Source organism: Thermomonas mangrovi (assembly GCF_028201335.1).
Classification (GTDB): domain Bacteria; phylum Pseudomonadota; class Gammaproteobacteria; order Xanthomonadales; family Xanthomonadaceae; genus Thermomonas; species Thermomonas mangrovi.
The window spans coordinates 326,882-341,122 of sequence record NZ_JAPEVV010000001.1 but is presented as its reverse complement, the minus strand read 5'-3'; the positions used below and the strand labels follow the sequence as shown (position 1 = coordinate 341,122).

Genomic DNA, 14,241 nt, shown 5'->3' with positions numbered 1-14,241 from the left:
GTAGCGCGCGAGGAACGCAACAATGAAGCGAATGCTTATCAATGCCACGCAGGCGGAAGAACTGCGCGTGGCCATCGTCGACGGCCAGACCTTGTACGACGTCGACATCGAACAGCCGGCCAAGGACAACAAGAAGTCCAACATCTACAAGGGCCGCATCACCCGCCTGGAGCCCTCGCTCGAGGCCGCCTTCGTCGAATACGGCGCCGAACGCCACGGCTTCCTGCCGATGAAGGAGATCTCCCGCGACTACTTCCAGGCCGGCGTCGACCCGAACAAGGGCACGATCCGCGAACTGCTCCGCGAAGGCCAGGAAGTGGTGGTCCAGGTCGACAAGGAAGAGCGCGGCAACAAGGGCGCCGCCCTGACCACGTTCATCTCGCTGGCCGGCCGCTACATGGTGCTGATGCCCAACTCGCCCACCGCCGGCGGCGTCTCGCGCCGGATCGAGGGCGACGACCGCGCCGAGCTGAAGAAGGCGATGGACGCGCTGAGCATCCCCGACGACATGGGCGTGATCATCCGCACCGCCGGCGTCGGCCGGGACGCCGAAGAGCTGCAGTGGGACCTCGACTACCTGCTCAGCATCTGGCGCGCGATCGCCGAGGCCGCGCTGAGCAAGCCGGCTCCGTTCCTGATCTACCAGGAGTCGCGCCTGATCGTGCGTGCACTGCGCGACTACATGCGCAGCGACATCGGCGAGATCCTCGTCGACACGCCGGAGATGTATGCCGAGGCGCTGGAGTTCGTCGAGCAGGTGATGCCGCACAACAAGCGCAAGCTGAAGCACTACACCGACGACACCCCGCTGTTCAACCGCTTCCAGATCGAGTCGCAGATCGAGAACGCCTACGAGCGCACCATCCGCCTGCCGTCCGGCGGCGCGCTGGTGATCGACCAGACCGAGGCGCTGACCGCAGTCGACGTGAACTCGGCGCGCGCCACCAAGGGCGGCGACATCGAGGAGACCGCGTTCAACACCAACCTCGAGGCGGCGGAGGAAGTGGCCCGCCAGCTGCGCCTGCGCGACCTCGGCGGCCTGGTGGTGATCGACTTCATCGACATGTCGTCGAACAAGCACCAGCGCGAAGTCGAGAACCGCCTGCAGAACGCGCTCAAGTACGACCGCGCGCGCGTGCAGCTGGGCCGCATCTCGCGCTTCGGCCTGCTCGAGATGAGCCGCCAGCGCCTGCGCCCGTCGCTCGGCGAGGCCAGCCAGATCGTCTGCCCGACCTGCGAAGGCCATGGCCGCATGCGCAGCGTCGAGTCGCTGTCGCTGTCGATCATCCGCGTCGCCGAGGAGCATGCGATGAAGGACAACACCGGCCAGGTGCTGGTGCAGGCGCCGGTCGAGATCGCCAACTTCCTGCTCAACGAGAAGCGCAGTGCGTTGCGCGAGATCGAGCAGCGGCACGACGCGCCGATCGTGATCGTCGCCGACGAGCAGCTGCACACCCCGCACTATGAAGTGACCCGCATCCGCGAGAACGAGCTCGGCGAGGAGACCAGCAAGCCCAGCTACCAGCGCGGCACGCCGCGCAAGCTGGCGACGATCTCGCTGACCAAGGCCCAGCTCAACATCCCGCCGGCGCCGGCGGTGACCAAGGTCAAGCCGGCCCAGCCCGCGCCGCTGCGCGAACCCAAGCCGATGCCGGTCGAGGCCCCTGCGCCGCAGCCGGCGGCCCAGGTCCCCGCGCCGCAGCCGGCCCCCGCGGCTGGTGGCGTGATCGGCTGGCTGCGCGGCCTGTTCGCGGGGGCCCCGGCCGCACCCGCGCCGGCCCCGCAACCGACGCGCAAGGACGGCGATGGCCGCCGCGATGAGCGTGGCGGGCGGCGCAACGACCGCAACGATCGCGACAACCGCGGCCGTCGCGACGAGCAGCGCCGCAATCCGCAGGGCGAACAGCGCGGCAAGGGCGGCGACGGCCAGCAGAAGCAGGCGCAGGACAATCGCCAGCAGAAGCAGCCCCGCGGCGACAAGCCGCAGCAACAGCAGCAACCGCGCCAGGACAAGCCGCAGCAGGAGCGCGCAGCCCCGCAGGACAAGCCGCAAAAACAGGCCCAGCAAGCGCAGGCGCAGAAGCCGCGGCAGGACAAGCCGCAGCCGGAAAAGGTGGAGAAGCCGGACGAGTTGCAGGCGACGGCCGCCCTCGCGGTGGCCACGCTCGAGGCCGGCGCGCCGGTCGCGGCTGCCGATGCTCCTCCGGTCCGCGAGCCCGCGGTCCAGGTCGACGCCACGGCCGATGGCGACGAGCTGGCCGGCGACGATGCACAGGGTGACGGCGGCAGCAAGCGCCGTCGCGGGCGTCGTGGTGGCCGCCGTCGTCGTCGCGGGGGTGCCGAGGGTGGTGCGCTCGCGGGCGAGGCGATCGACGGCCAGGAGGCCGGCGATGATGCACCGCTGGCAGCGGATGGTTCGCAGCCCGAGTTCGATTTCGACGACATCGCACCCGCCGCACCGGTCGCGGCCGAGGCGATCACGCCGACCCTGGCCGCCATTCCGCCGGCAGACGCGATCGAGAGCGCAGACCCGATCATCGACGAGGTGCAGGCGCCCGCCGCGGACGCAGCGATGCCCCAGGCTCACACTGCAGTGGCCGTCGACCAACCCGACCTGATCCAGGAAGCGTCGGCCAGCGCGCCGGAGGCAGCGGAACAGGTCGTCGTCGCCGTCGAGGCTGCGACCCCGATGGTCGAGGCCACGCAGGCGCCGACCAGCGAGCCCGAAGCTCCCGCCGTTGCCGTGATCTCGGACGAGGCGGCCGCTCCGTCAGCGCCGGTCGAAGCGGTGGGCGAGACGGTCGTCGATGTCGAAGACGTCCCCGCGACTGCGGCTGCGGTGGAGGCGTCTGCGGCGCCCGCCACCGAGGTCGACCGCGCGGAACGCCTGCGCAGCCTGTTCGACCAGGCGCGCGAGAGCGAGCCCGACGTCGCGACCACGACCAACGCCGCCCCGCCTGCGCCGTCCGCCGGCGACGAGGCAGGCGACGACCAGGCGCCACGCAACGCCTGACGTCGCGTGGCCAGCGCGCCGTCAGCCGACGGCGCGCGCGGGGTCGGCCAGGCCGTAGTGCCCGACCATCCGCGCCAGCGCGATGCTGTCGCGGATGCCGAGTTTCTCGAACAGCCGCGACTTGTGGGTGTTCACCGTCTTCGCCGACAGGCTGAGCCGGCGCGCGATCGCCTCCTGGCGCATGCCCTGGTTCAGCAGCAGCGCGACCTCGAGCTCGCGCGGGGTCAGCGCATCGAACGGCGATGCGGCATCGCCACGCAAGGTCGACAACGCCAGTCCCTGTGCGATCGCGCTGGCCAGGTATTTCTTGCCACGGGCGACATCGCGCACCGCACGCAGGAGTTCGGTCGCCTCGCAGGCCTTGCCGACGTATCCCGATGCGCCCGCTTCCAGCGCGCGCTTGGGCATCGGCCCGTCCTCCAGCACGGTGACCGCGATCACCCGGGTGCCGAAGTCGGCGCGGGCGACCCGCTCGATCACCTCCAACCCGCTGATCCCCGGCAGGTTGAGGTCGCACAGCACCACGTCGGGCTTGAGCCGGCGGATCTGCTGCAGGGCGTCCTCGCCGGTCTCGGCCTCGCCCACCACCTCGATGTCCACCTCGCGCCCCAGGATCATGCGGAACCCGGTGCGCACCAGCGCATGGTCGTCGACCAGGAAAACCTTGATGCTCATGGCAGCTCCCCTCTGCTCGATGGGGGAACGCTACGCCCGCCGCGGGCGGCCGCCAACGCGGGAATTCCACATCGTCGGGTAGGAAAAGTCCTACACATGTGGCGGAAGCGGTGAGATTCGAACTCACGGATGGTTTAACCCATCGCCGGTTTTCAAGACCGGTGCCTTAAACCACTCGGCCACGCTTCCGTGCCGGGGATTGTCGCATGGGCGTGGAGTTCGACAAATCGGCAGGAATGCCGATTTGGACAGCCGCAGGCTGCCCGCGGAGCGGGTGAGGGCCATGGATGGCCCGAATCCATCTCACCGCTTCCGCCACCTCAGCCCTTCTTCGGCTTCTTGCCCGTCCCGTCGCAACCGGTCTCGCTGCATTGCAGGCGTGCCGCCTCCAGCAACGGCGGCAGCTTCTCCGCGAGGAAGTCGATGAACACCCGCACGGCCGGCAGCATGCCGCGGCGCGAGGCGAACACCGCATGCGCGATGCCCTGCGGGAGCCGCCATTGCGGCAGCACCACCTCCAGCTCGCCGCGACGCACTGCGTCGGCGCACACGGTTTCCGGCAGCAGGGTGATGCCGATGCCGTCGCGGGCCATCGCCTGCATCATCGGGAAGTCGAAACCGGTCACCCGGGGCTGCAGGTCGATGCGCCGCACTTCACCATCGGGGCCGTGCAGCTCCCAGCGCTGGCGCGCCTCGTCCTCGCTGATGCTCAGGGTCACGTGCTCGGCCAGCTGTTCGGGCGTCGTCGGCCGCCCGGCACGATCGAGGTAGGCCGGGCTGGCGACCAGCAACTCCTGGATCTGGCCGAAGCTGCGCATCACGAGGCTGCCATCGTCGTCCAGCTTGCTGCGCACCCGGAGGGCCACGTCCACGCCCTCGTTGATCACGTCGATCCGGCGATTGCTGACCACCAGCTGGATTCGCACCTTCGGGTACAGCGCCATGAACTCGGGCAGCAGCTTCGGGAACTGCTGCTGCGCCATCGACACCGGGACGCTGACCCGCACCGCGCCGCGCGGCTCGGCGCTCAGGCGCTCCACCACTTCGCGCGCGGCCTGCGCCTCGGCGAGCATCGACTGGGTGTGGCGGTGCACGCTCATGCCGACGTCGGTGACCGCGAAACGCCGGGTCGAGCGTTGCAGCAGGCGCACGCCGAGCTCGTCCTCGAGCGCGCTGATCCGCCGGCTGAGGCGCGACTTGGGGATGCCGAGCGCGCGTTCCGCGGCCGCGAACCCGCCGTGGTCGACGACTGCGGCGAAGTAGTACAGGTCATTCAGGTCGTTCACGTCGATAATTCCATGTTTGGAACGATTCGTGATATTCGACTACGTTTATTCCAAAATGGCAACACCCCACCCTGTCTCGGCCGCGGCATCGCCGCATCCTCCGGGACACCCCATGAAACTCCTGCACCTCGACACCAGCATCCTCGGCGAGCGCTCCGCCAGCCGCGCCCTCTCCGCCGCCATCGTCGCGCGCTGGCAGCGCGATGTCCCCGGCCTGGAGGTGATCCACCGCGACCTCGCCGGCCTGCATGCGCTGCCGCATCTGGATGCCCCGTCGCTGGCCAAGGCGGATCCTGCCGAGGCCGCGCGCTCGGCGCGCGCGCTCGCCGACTTCCTCGCCGCCGACGTCGTGGTGATCGGCGCGCCGATGTACAACTTCGGCATCCCCAGCCAGCTCAAGGCGTGGATCGACCGCATCGCGGTGGCAGGCACGACCTTCCGCTACACCGCCAACGGCCCGGAAGGCCTGGTCCGCGGCAAGCGGGTGATCGTCGCCGCGACCTACGGCGGACGGCATCCGGTGGAGAGCGGGCGCAATTTCGTCGAGCCCTACCTGCGCCAGGTGTTCGGCTTCCTCGGCATCGACGCGGTCGAGTTCGTCAGCGCCGAGGCCCTGAACGTCTCGCCGGAGCAGCGCACGCAGGCGCTGGAAAGCGCGCAGGCGGCGATCGACGCCCTGCCCGCGCGCGCGGCCTGAGCGCGCGGGCTCAGGCGATGCGTTCGGCACCGCCCATGTAGGGACGCAGCGCCGCCGGCACCTCGATGCTGCCGTCGGCCTGCTGGTAGTTCTCCATCACCGCGATCAGCGCGCGACCGACCGCGACGCCCGAACCGTTGAGGGTGTGCACCAGTTCCGGCTTGCCGGTGACCGGGTTGCGCCACCGCGCCTGCATGCGCCGGGCCTGGAAGTCGCCACAGTTCGAGCAGGACGAAATCTCGCGGTAGGTCCCCTGCGAGGGCAGCCAGACCTCCAGGTCGAAGGTCTTGGTGGCCCCGAACCCCATGTCGCCGGCGCACAGGAGCATCCGGCGGTACGGCAGGCCCAGCGTCTCCAGCACCGCCTCGGCGCAGCGGGTCATGCGCTCGTGCTCGGCGTCGGAGCCATCGGGCCTGGCGATGCTGACCAGCTCGACCTTCTCGAACTGGTGCTGGCGGATCATGCCGCGGGTGTCGCGGCCGGCGGCGCCGGCCTCGGCGCGGAAGCACATGGAATGCGCGGTCATGCGCAGCGGCAGGCGCTCGGCATCCAAGATCTCGTCGCGCACGATGTTGGTGAGCGGGACTTCCGAGGTCGGGATGAGGTAGCGCGTGTGCTCGCCCAGGCGGGTGGAGAACAGGTCTTCCTCGAACTTGGGCAATTGCCCGGTGCCGCGCATCGAGTCGGCGTTGACGATCACCGGGACGTTGGTTTCCTCGTAGCCGTGCTCGCCGGCGTGCAGGTCGAGCATGAACTGCGCCAGCGCCCGGTGCAGGCGCGCCAGCTGGCCGCGCAGCACGGTGAACCGCGAGCCCGACAGCTTGGCCGCGGTCTCGCCATCCAGCCAGCCGTGGCGCTCGCCGAGGGCGACGTGGTCCTTCACCTCGAAATCGAACGCACGCGGCGTGCCCCAGCGATGCTGCTCGACATTGCCGGACTCGTCGCTGCCCGCCGGGACCGAGGCGTCCGGCAGGTTGGGGATGCCGGCGGCGATCGCCTCGATCTCCGCGCGGATCTCGTCTAGGCGGAGCTCGGAGGCCTTCAGCTCATCGCCGAAACCGGCCACTTCGGCCATCACCGCGGCCACGTCCTCGCCCCTGGCCTTGAGCATGCCGATCTGCTTGCTGCGCGTGTTGCGCAGGTTCTGCAGCTCCTGCGTGCGCACCTGCAACTGCTTGCGGTCGGCTTCCAGCGCCTCCAGGCGGGCCACGTCGAGGTCGAAGCCGCGGCTGTCGCGCAGACGGGCGGCAAGGTCGGCGGCATGGTTGCGGAGCAGGACGGGATCGAGCATGGAAGCGGCATCGCGTGGGCGTGAACGCGCATTATCGCCCGTCCGGGCACGGCTGCGGGATCGCGGCGACGCTGTGCCAGAATGCGGCGCATGCCTGCCCCCGACACGCCGCACCGGTTCCCGCTGCCGCCCCGCGTCCTGAAGCTGATCGGCATCGCCTTCGCCGGCGGCCTGCTGCTGTTCCTGCTGGTCTGGTGGGACCAGCGCAACGACACCGACTTCTTCACCGCCCGCCAGGCCACGCCCGACGGCGGCGAGCCGGCTGGCCTGCCAGTCCCGTTGCCTGCCGACGTGGCCACCGGCGACGACACGGCCAGCGGCCTGCGCGTGTTGCAGGCACCGGACGGAAGCGCGCCCGCGCCGGCGCCGCGCCCGGTCCAGATCGAAGCGCCGCCGCCCCCGCCACCGCCTGCCGCCGAGGCCGCCCCCAAGCCGCCCGCCGGCGATCGCGTGGATCCCAGCCCGCTCAGCACGCCGGCGCCTAAATACCCGTCCAGCGCGCTGCGTCGCGGGGTGGGCGGGACCGTGCAGGTGCGGGTGACCGTGGCCACGGATGGCAGCGTGGAACGCCTGGAACTGGCCCAGACCAGCGGCAACCGCGACCTCGACCGCGCCGCGCTGGAGGCCATGCGCCGCTGGCGCTTCAAGCCAGCCACCCAGGGTGGCCAGCCGGTCGTGGCCGACGTGATCGTGCCGCTGGACTTCGCCCCCCAGCGCTGAGCCCCCCCCCCCTGCATCCATCCGTGGCCGCGGCGCGTACAGGCGCGCGACACACAGGGCGGGATGTAGGATGCAGGCGCATATCGCAACGGAGACACCGTCGCCTTTCGAGGCGGCCAGACGCATGTCGACGGCAGGGACGCCCGCACGTGAGCCCGGCGAATGGGCACGGGAACTGGTCGCGGTGGCGGTCCGCCAGGACCGCGACTGCTTCATGCGCATCTACGACCACTTCATGCCGCGGCTGTGCCTCTACCTGCGCGGGATCGGCGCGCCGGAGGCGATCGCCGAGGAACTCTCGCAGGAGGCGATGCTGCGGCTGTGGCAACACGCCGCCGGCTACGACCCGGCCCGCAGCGCGGTCAGCACCTGGCTGTTCCGGATCGCGCGCAACCTGCACATCGATCGCCTGCGCCGCGAGGCCAACCGCCCGCAGGTGGCGGCCGAACCGATCGAAGCCGACATCGCCTCGGAACCCCACACCACCGAAGAGTACGCAGACCACGTCCAGTTGCAGCGCCGCATCGACACCCTCTCGTCGATCCAGGCAAGGTTGATCCGCATGTCCTATTTCGAAGCCAAGAGCCACCAGGAAATCGCCACCGAGCTGGGCATGCCGCTCGGCACCGTCAAGTCCCACCTGCGCCGCGCCTTCCTGCGGCTGCAGGGCGAGATCGGGGAGGTCGCATGAACCCGCGCCACCACCTCGACCCCGCGACCATCGTCAGCCATGCCGCCGGCGCGCTGTCGCCGGAGATGGCGGCCGTCGTCGCCACCCACCTCGAAGGCTGCGGCCATTGCCGGCAGGCGGTGGCGCAGGCCGACGGCATCGGCGGCGCGTTGATGGCGCAACGCCAGGGCGCCGAATTGCCGGAGGATCGGCAGGCACGCCTGCGGCGCGCGATGCTCGAGCGCCTCGACAGCGCGGGCGCACCCGGTCGCGCCCCCGACGCCCCGAAGCCCTCGTCGGATCCCGACCGCCTTCCGGCACCGCTGCATCCGTATTTCGGCACCTCGTACCGCGCGTTGAAATGGCGCTGGATGGGACCCGGCATGCACTTCATCCGCACCGTGGGGCCCAGCGGCGGCACCCTGCTGATGTTGCGCATCGGCCCCGGCAAGCGCATGCCGGTGCATGGCCACCAGGGCAGCGAGCTGACCCAGATCCTGCGCGGCGCCTACGACGACGTACTCGGCCATTTCTCCGCCGGCGACATCGCCGACCTCGATGCCGAGGTGGAACACCAGCCGGTGACCACCCAGGGCACGGCCTGCATCTGCGTGGCGGCGCTGGATGGCCCTTTGCGCTTCCCGGGCTGGTTGGCGCGCACCCTGCAACCGGTGTTCCGGGTCTGACGACCCCCGGCTGAACGCCATCGCCGCGGGCGCATCCAGTTTCGGCTGCATCGCGTAAGGCCTCCCACGCAAGCACGTGGGAGCGCAACGATGACGAGGATGTCGGTGGCTGCAGGGATGGTGTTCGCGGCGGCCGTTGGAATCGTCTCACCCGCGCAGGCCAACGCCCGACGCGAGCAGGCCGATGTGTACGCGGCCGGCAGCCAGCGCCTGTTGTACCGCGAGGAGCACCTGGTGCAGCCAGGCGCCAGCCCCGAGCGCTGGGTGGTGTACCGCTGCCCGGACGGCAAGCCGTTCGCGCGCAAGCGGGTGGCCGCGGGCGGCGCACGCCCGGATTTCGCGCTTGAGGATGCGCGCGATGGCTATCGCGAAGGGGTGCGTGGCGCCGGCGATGCGCGACAGGTGTACGTCGGCCTGGCCGGCAAGGAAACCAGTCGCCGCGTGCCGGTGCCCGCCGATGGCGTGATCGATGCCGGCTTCGATGCCGCGGTCCGCACCCACTGGGCGCAGCTCATGCGCGGCGAGTCTGTCCAACTGCGCTTCCTCGTACCCAGCCGCAAGCAATTCTTCCCGGTGCAGCTTCGGCGCATGGGCAGCGCGGAGTGGAACGGCATCCGCGCCGAGCGCCTGCGCATGAAACTCGACACCTGGTTCGGCTTCGCGGTGCCGGAGGTCACCCTCGTCTATGCGCGCGACGGTCGTCGCCTGCTCGAGTTCAACGGCACCGGCAACCTCCGCGATGGACGCGGGCGCAATCCGCAGGTGCGCATCGCGTTCCAGCCGCAGGCGCAGCTGGCCAGCGCCAGCGACCTGGCGGGCGTCGCACGCCTGCCGCTGGATGGACGCTGCAGCTTCTGACGCATCGGTGACGCTGCATCCGTTTCACGCGACGCCACGTAACGTTTCCCAGACTTGGAGCTTGTGCATGGCGCGAATGGATGCAACGCGAGACCCCCGCCATGCCGGCAGTCGCCTTGGCGCGCTGCGTCGCTGGTTCGATACCAGTGCGGATGCCGGCTTGCCGGACGCGAACGACGACCGCATCGACTGGCTGCGCGCGCTGCCGTTCATCGCCATGCACCTGGCCTGCCTCGGCGTGTTCTGGGTCGGGGTGTCGCCGACCGCGGCGTGGATCGCGTTGGCGCTCTATGCCGCGCGGATGTTCGCGATCACCGGCTTCTACCACCGCTACTTCTCGCATCGCACGTTCCGGACGTCGCGCGCGGTGCAGTTCGCCTTCGCCCTGCTGGGCGCGGCGTCGGTGCAACGCGGTCCCTTGTGGTGGGCGGCGCACCATCGGCACCACCACGTGCATGCCGATACCGCCGCCGATCCGCACACCCCGCGCAAGGGCTTCTGGCGCAGCCATGCCGGCTGGTTCCTGACCCGCGCCGGCTTCCGCACCGATCCGTCGCGGATCGGCGATCTGCTGCGCTACCCCGAGCTGCGCTGGCTGGACCGTTACGACACCGTCGTCCCGGTGGTCCTCGCCGCCATGCTGTACGCGCTCGGCGCGGCGCTGGAACGCTGGGCGCCAGGCTTGGGCACCGATGGCCCGCAGCTGCTGGTCTGGGGATTCTTCGTGTCCACCGTGGTCCTGTTCCACGCGACGGTGACCATCAATTCGCTGGCGCACCGCTGGGGGCGCCGTCGCTACGCGACCCGCGACGACAGCCGCAACAACCTGTGGCTGGCGCTGCTCACCTTCGGCGAGGGCTGGCACAACAACCACCATTTCTTCCCGGGCAGCGCACGCCAGGGCTTCCGCTGGTGGGAGGTCGACCTCACCTGGTACGGCCTGCGCACGCTGCAGCTGTTCGGGCTGGTGCGCGACCTCAAGCCGGTGCCGGCCTGGGTGCTGGCGAAGGCGGAGCACTGACATGCGCATCGCGGTGGTGGGCAGCGGGATCAGCGGCCTGTCCGCGGCGTGGCTGCTGTCGCGCCAGCACGACGTCGTGCTGTACGAGGCGAACGAGCGCCTGGGCGGGCACACCGACACCCACGACGTCCACGTCGATGGCCAGGCCTTGCGCGTCGATACCGGCTTCATCGTCCACAACCCGATCCACTACCCGCTGCTGACGCGGCTGTTCGCCGAACTCGGCGTGGCCTCGCAGGAGACCACGATGAGCTTCTCGGTGCAGGACGCGGGTACCGGGCTGGAATACAACGCGACCACCCTCGACACCCTGTTCTGCCAGCGCCGCAACCTGGTCTCGCCGCGCTTCTGGGGGATGCTGCTCGACCTCGCCCGGTTCTATCGCGAGGCGCCTTCCCTGCTCGACCTGCCGGGCGCCGGCCCGACCCTCGGCGACTACCTGCGCGAGCGCGGCCACGGCGCCGCGTTCCGCGACCAGCACCTGGTGCCGATGGCCAGCGCGCTGTGGTCCTCGCCTGCCGCCGGCATCCTCGAGTTCCCGGCGAAGTACCTGGTCCAGTTCATGGCCAACCACCACATGCTGCAACTCACCGGCCGGCCACCGTGGCGGGTGGTGCGTGGCGGCTCGCGCACTTACGTCGAAGCGATGGCGGCGCGCTGGGACGTGCGCGTGCGCCTGCGCACGCCGGTGCGCGGCATCGCCCGCGATGCGCATGGCGCGGTGGTCCGTTGCGATACCGGCAGCGAACGCTTCGACCACGTGGTGCTGGCCTGCCACAGCGACCAGGCACTGGCCCTGCTCGACGACGCCCATCCCGACGAACGCGACATCCTCGGCGCGATCCCCTACCAGGCCAACGAAACCGTCCTGCACACCGATGCCCGCCTGTTGCCGCGCCATCGCAAGGCATGGGCGGCGTGGAACGCCTACCTGCCCGCGGATCCGGCGCAGGCCTGCACGGTCAGCTACTGCATGAACCTGCTGCAGGGCCTCGCGGTGGACACGCCGCTGGTGGTCAGCCTCAACCGCAGCCACGACATCGATCCGGCCAAGGTCCTCGTGCGCCGCCATTACCACCATCCGGTCTACACCCCGGCGTCGGTCGCGGCGCAAGGGCGCAAGGACCGGATCCAGGGCGTGCGCCGGACCTGGTTCGCCGGCGCCTACTGGGGCTGGGGCTTCCACGAGGACGGCATCCGCAGCGGCGTCGAGGTGGCGCGCGCATTGGGGGTGGCGTGGCCTGGAACCGAAGACGGCATCGTGCCGAAGCACTTCGAGGCGGCCGCGTGAGCACGGCGATCGCCAGCGCGATCTACGAGGGGCGGGTACGGCATCGCCGGCATGCGCCGCGCGCGCATGCCTTCGCCTACCGGATGGCGCAGCTGTACCTCGACCTCGATGAAGTCGATGCGCTGTTCCGCGACCGCTGGTTGTGGTCCATCGATCGCCCGAACCTCGCCGAGTTCCGCCGCAGCGACTTCCTCGGCGACCCGGCGCAACCGCTGGCCGACGCCGTGCGCGAGCGCGTCGCCATCGCCACCGGCGAACGCCCGGCCGGCCCGGTGCGGCTGCTCAGCCACCTGCGCTACGCCGGCTATTCCTTCAATCCCGTGAGTTTCTACTACTGCCACGCCGCGGATGGCGCGCTGCACAGCATCGTCGCCGAGATCACCAACACGCCCTGGAAGGAGCGCCACGCGTACGTGCTGCCGGTGGCCACCGCCGACGTGCGCGGGCGTGCCCTGCACTGGGCCTTCGACAAGGCCTTCCACGTCTCGCCGTTCCTGCCGATGGCACGGCGCTACGCGTGGTCGTTCACCCCGCCGGCGAAGGACCTGCACGTGCACATGGACGTGTGCGATGGCGAGCGCCGCGAATTCGACGCCGACCTCGCCCTCGAGCGCCGCCCGCTGGATGGCCGCCAGCTCGCGCGCGTGCTGTGGCGCTACCCGCTGATGACCGCGCAGGTGGTCGCCGGCATCCATTGGCAGGCATTGCGCCTGTGGCTGAAGCGCACCCCCGTCCACGACCACCCCGCCAAGCTGGAGACCCCCGCATGAACAGCGTCGTCCGCACCACCCCCGATGGCGCGTTCGATGCGCTCGACCGCTTCCTGCGCGGCCGCCTGCTGCGCCAGCTGGACGCGCTGCGCGGCGGCCAGGTCGCGCTGGTCGACGCGCTCGGCAGCACGCTGGTCGGCGAGGCCGGGCATGGGCCCGCGATCCGCCTGCACGTCCACGATGCCGGCTTCTATCGCGCGCTCGCGGGCCAGGGCAGCGTGGGTGCGGCGGAAGCCTTCATGGATCGGCACTGGGACTGCAGCGACCTGGTCGGGCTGGTGCGCCTGCTGGTGCGCAACCGGGACCTGCTGGACGGCATGGAAGGCGGGCCGGCACGCATCGGCGGCTGGGCCCTGAAGGCCTGGCATGCGCTGCGCCGGAATACCCGCGATGGCGCGCGCCGCAACATCGCCGCGCACTACGACCTCGGCAATCCGTTCTTCCGCCTGTTCCTGTCCGACGATCTGATGTACTCGTCGGCGCTGTACGCGGGCGAGGACGACAGCTTGGAGGCCGCGTCCACCCGCAAGCTGGATCGCATCTGCGACAAGCTGCGGCTGTCGCCGGATGACCACGTGGTCGAGATCGGCACCGGCTGGGGCGGTTTCGCCGTGCACGCGGCGCGCACCCGCGGCTGCCGGGTGACCACCACCACGATCTCGCGCGAACAGCATGCGCTGGCCTGCCAGCGCGTCGCCGAAGCCGGCCTGCAGGACCGCGTGCAGGTGCTGCTGTCGGACTACCGCGACCTGCAGGGGCAGTACGACAAGCTGGTGTCGATCGAGATGATCGAAGCCATCGGCCCGCAGTACCTCGACACCTATTTCGCGACCCTCGGCCGCCTGCTGAAGCCTGACGGATTGGGCCTGGTGCAGGCCATCACCATCGAGGACCACCGCTACGACCAGGCGGTGCGCTCGGTCGATTTCATCAAGCGCCACATCTTCCCGGGCTCGTTCATCCCGTCAATCGCCGCGATGCTGGCCGCCAAGACCCGCAGCACCGACCTGGCGCTGGTGCACCTGGAGGATTTCGGGCCGTCGTACGCGCGCACCCTGCACGACTGGCGCCTGCGTTTCCTCGCCAACCGCGAGGCGGTGCGCGCGCAGGGCTTCGACGAACGCTTCCTGCGCATGTGGGAGTTCTACCTCGCCTACTGCGAAGGCGGCTTCATCGAGCGCTCGATCGGCGTGGCCCACCTGCTGCTGGCCAAGCCGGGCTATCGCGGCGCGTCCTACCTGCCCGGACTGCTGGAGGCCTGAG

12 protein-coding genes, 1 tRNA gene and 1 pseudogene are annotated in these 14,241 nt (G+C 70.3%); 10 read left to right on the top strand and 4 right to left on the bottom strand.

The window, feature by feature from the left end; all coding sequences use genetic code 11:
• The first annotated feature begins 31 nt into the window (after positions 1 to 31).
• Positions 32 to 3,013, top strand: a complete 2,982-nt coding sequence (locus ON759_RS01690; RefSeq protein WP_271679006.1) for a ribonuclease E/G — start codon at positions 32 to 34, stop codon at positions 3,011 to 3,013.
• Positions 3,014 to 3,034: 21 nt separating this feature from the next.
• On the opposite strand, the gene ON759_RS01685 is transcribed toward ON759_RS01690, so the two are convergent.
• The 3 genes and pseudogenes from ON759_RS01685 to ON759_RS01675 form a co-directional block, all read right to left on the bottom strand.
• Positions 3,035 to 3,688: a response regulator gene (locus ON759_RS01685; protein ID WP_271678616.1), complete on the bottom strand. Its 654-nt coding sequence runs from the start codon at positions 3,686 to 3,688 to the stop codon at positions 3,035 to 3,037.
• Positions 3,689 to 3,787: 99 nt separating this feature from the next.
• Positions 3,788 to 3,877: transfer RNA gene (locus ON759_RS01680), tRNA-Ser, on the bottom strand.
• Between the two features lie 179 nt (positions 3,878 to 4,056).
• Positions 4,057 to 4,974: pseudogene (locus ON759_RS01675) on the bottom strand (LysR family transcriptional regulator); the annotation flags it as partial.
• Between the two features lie 112 nt (positions 4,975 to 5,086).
• Between ON759_RS01675 and ON759_RS01670 the strand changes: the two are divergent.
• Entirely contained in the window at positions 5,087 to 5,671 is a 585-nt protein-coding gene (locus ON759_RS01670) for an FMN-dependent NADH-azoreductase (RefSeq protein WP_271678615.1), read from the top strand.
• Between the two features lie 10 nt (positions 5,672 to 5,681).
• Here the strand turns inward: ON759_RS01670 and serS are convergent, their stop codons facing one another.
• Positions 5,682 to 6,962 (bottom strand): serine--tRNA ligase, encoded by a 1,281-nt coding sequence (gene serS / locus ON759_RS01665; protein ID WP_271678614.1) that lies wholly within the window; start codon positions 6,960 to 6,962, stop codon positions 5,682 to 5,684.
• Between the two features lie 90 nt (positions 6,963 to 7,052).
• Between serS and ON759_RS01660 the strand changes: the two genes are divergently transcribed.
• The 8 genes from ON759_RS01660 to ON759_RS01625 all read left to right on the top strand — a co-directional run bounded on the left by ON759_RS01660 (position 7,053) and on the right by ON759_RS01625 (position 14,240).
• On the top strand, positions 7,053 to 7,682 hold the full coding sequence (locus tag ON759_RS01660; RefSeq protein ID WP_271678613.1) for an energy transducer TonB: 630 nt from the start codon (positions 7,053 to 7,055) through the stop codon (positions 7,680 to 7,682).
• A gap of 124 nt (positions 7,683 to 7,806) precedes the next feature.
• The gene (locus tag ON759_RS01655) at positions 7,807 to 8,373 is read left to right on the top strand and encodes a sigma-70 family RNA polymerase sigma factor (RefSeq protein ID WP_271678612.1); all 567 of its coding nucleotides are present in this window, start codon (positions 7,807 to 7,809) and stop codon (positions 8,371 to 8,373) included.
• Positions 8,370 to 9,038, top strand: a complete 669-nt coding sequence (locus ON759_RS01650) for a ChrR family anti-sigma-E factor (protein ID WP_271678611.1) — start codon at positions 8,370 to 8,372, stop codon at positions 9,036 to 9,038. The genes ON759_RS01655 and ON759_RS01650 overlap by 4 nt, the downstream gene beginning before the upstream one ends.
• A 90-nt stretch (positions 9,039 to 9,128) precedes the next feature.
• Positions 9,129 to 9,896, top strand: coding sequence for a hypothetical protein (locus ON759_RS01645; protein ID WP_271678610.1), 768 nt, complete (start codon positions 9,129 to 9,131; stop codon positions 9,894 to 9,896).
• Positions 9,897 to 9,972: 76 nt separating this feature from the next.
• Entirely contained in the window at positions 9,973 to 10,917 is a 945-nt protein-coding gene (locus ON759_RS01640; protein WP_271678609.1) for an acyl-CoA desaturase, read from the top strand.
• Position 10,918: 1 nt separating this feature from the next.
• Positions 10,919 to 12,208, top strand: coding sequence for an NAD(P)/FAD-dependent oxidoreductase (locus tag ON759_RS01635; RefSeq protein ID WP_271678608.1), 1,290 nt, complete (start codon positions 10,919 to 10,921; stop codon positions 12,206 to 12,208).
• A complete protein-coding gene (locus ON759_RS01630; protein WP_271678607.1) occupies positions 12,205 to 12,978 on the top strand; it encodes a DUF1365 domain-containing protein in 774 nt (257 codons plus the stop codon). Before ON759_RS01635 ends, ON759_RS01630 begins: the two co-directional genes overlap by 4 nt.
• Positions 12,975 to 14,240, top strand: coding sequence for an SAM-dependent methyltransferase (locus tag ON759_RS01625; protein WP_271678606.1), 1,266 nt, complete (start codon positions 12,975 to 12,977; stop codon positions 14,238 to 14,240). Before ON759_RS01630 ends, ON759_RS01625 begins: the two co-directional genes overlap by 4 nt.
• The last annotated feature ends 1 nt before the right edge of the window (position 14,241 follow it).

What these genes read in the sequence shown, in the direction of transcription:
- serS (WP_271678614.1), bottom strand. Translation starts at nt 6,962, where the DNA reads ATGCTCGATCCCGTCCTGCTCCGCAACCATGCCGCCGACCTTGCCGCC.
- ON759_RS01670 (WP_271678615.1), top strand. Translation starts at nt 5,087, where the DNA reads ATGAAACTCCTGCACCTCGACACCAGCATCCTCGGCGAGCGCTCCGCC.
- ON759_RS01690 (WP_271679006.1), top strand. Translation starts at nt 32, where the DNA reads ATGCTTATCAATGCCACGCAGGCGGAAGAACTGCGCGTGGCCATCGTC.
- ON759_RS01645 (WP_271678610.1), top strand. Translation starts at nt 9,129, where the DNA reads ATGACGAGGATGTCGGTGGCTGCAGGGATGGTGTTCGCGGCGGCCGTT.
- ON759_RS01625 (WP_271678606.1), top strand. Translation starts at nt 12,975, where the DNA reads ATGAACAGCGTCGTCCGCACCACCCCCGATGGCGCGTTCGATGCGCTC.
- ON759_RS01660 (WP_271678613.1), top strand. Translation starts at nt 7,053, where the DNA reads ATGCCTGCCCCCGACACGCCGCACCGGTTCCCGCTGCCGCCCCGCGTC.
- ON759_RS01685 (WP_271678616.1), bottom strand. Translation starts at nt 3,688, where the DNA reads ATGAGCATCAAGGTTTTCCTGGTCGACGACCATGCGCTGGTGCGCACC.
- ON759_RS01635 (WP_271678608.1), top strand. Translation starts at nt 10,919, where the DNA reads ATGCGCATCGCGGTGGTGGGCAGCGGGATCAGCGGCCTGTCCGCGGCG.
- ON759_RS01655 (WP_271678612.1), top strand. Translation starts at nt 7,807, where the DNA reads ATGTCGACGGCAGGGACGCCCGCACGTGAGCCCGGCGAATGGGCACGG.
- ON759_RS01640 (WP_271678609.1), top strand. Translation starts at nt 9,973, where the DNA reads ATGGATGCAACGCGAGACCCCCGCCATGCCGGCAGTCGCCTTGGCGCG.
- ON759_RS01650 (WP_271678611.1), top strand. Translation starts at nt 8,370, where the DNA reads ATGAACCCGCGCCACCACCTCGACCCCGCGACCATCGTCAGCCATGCC.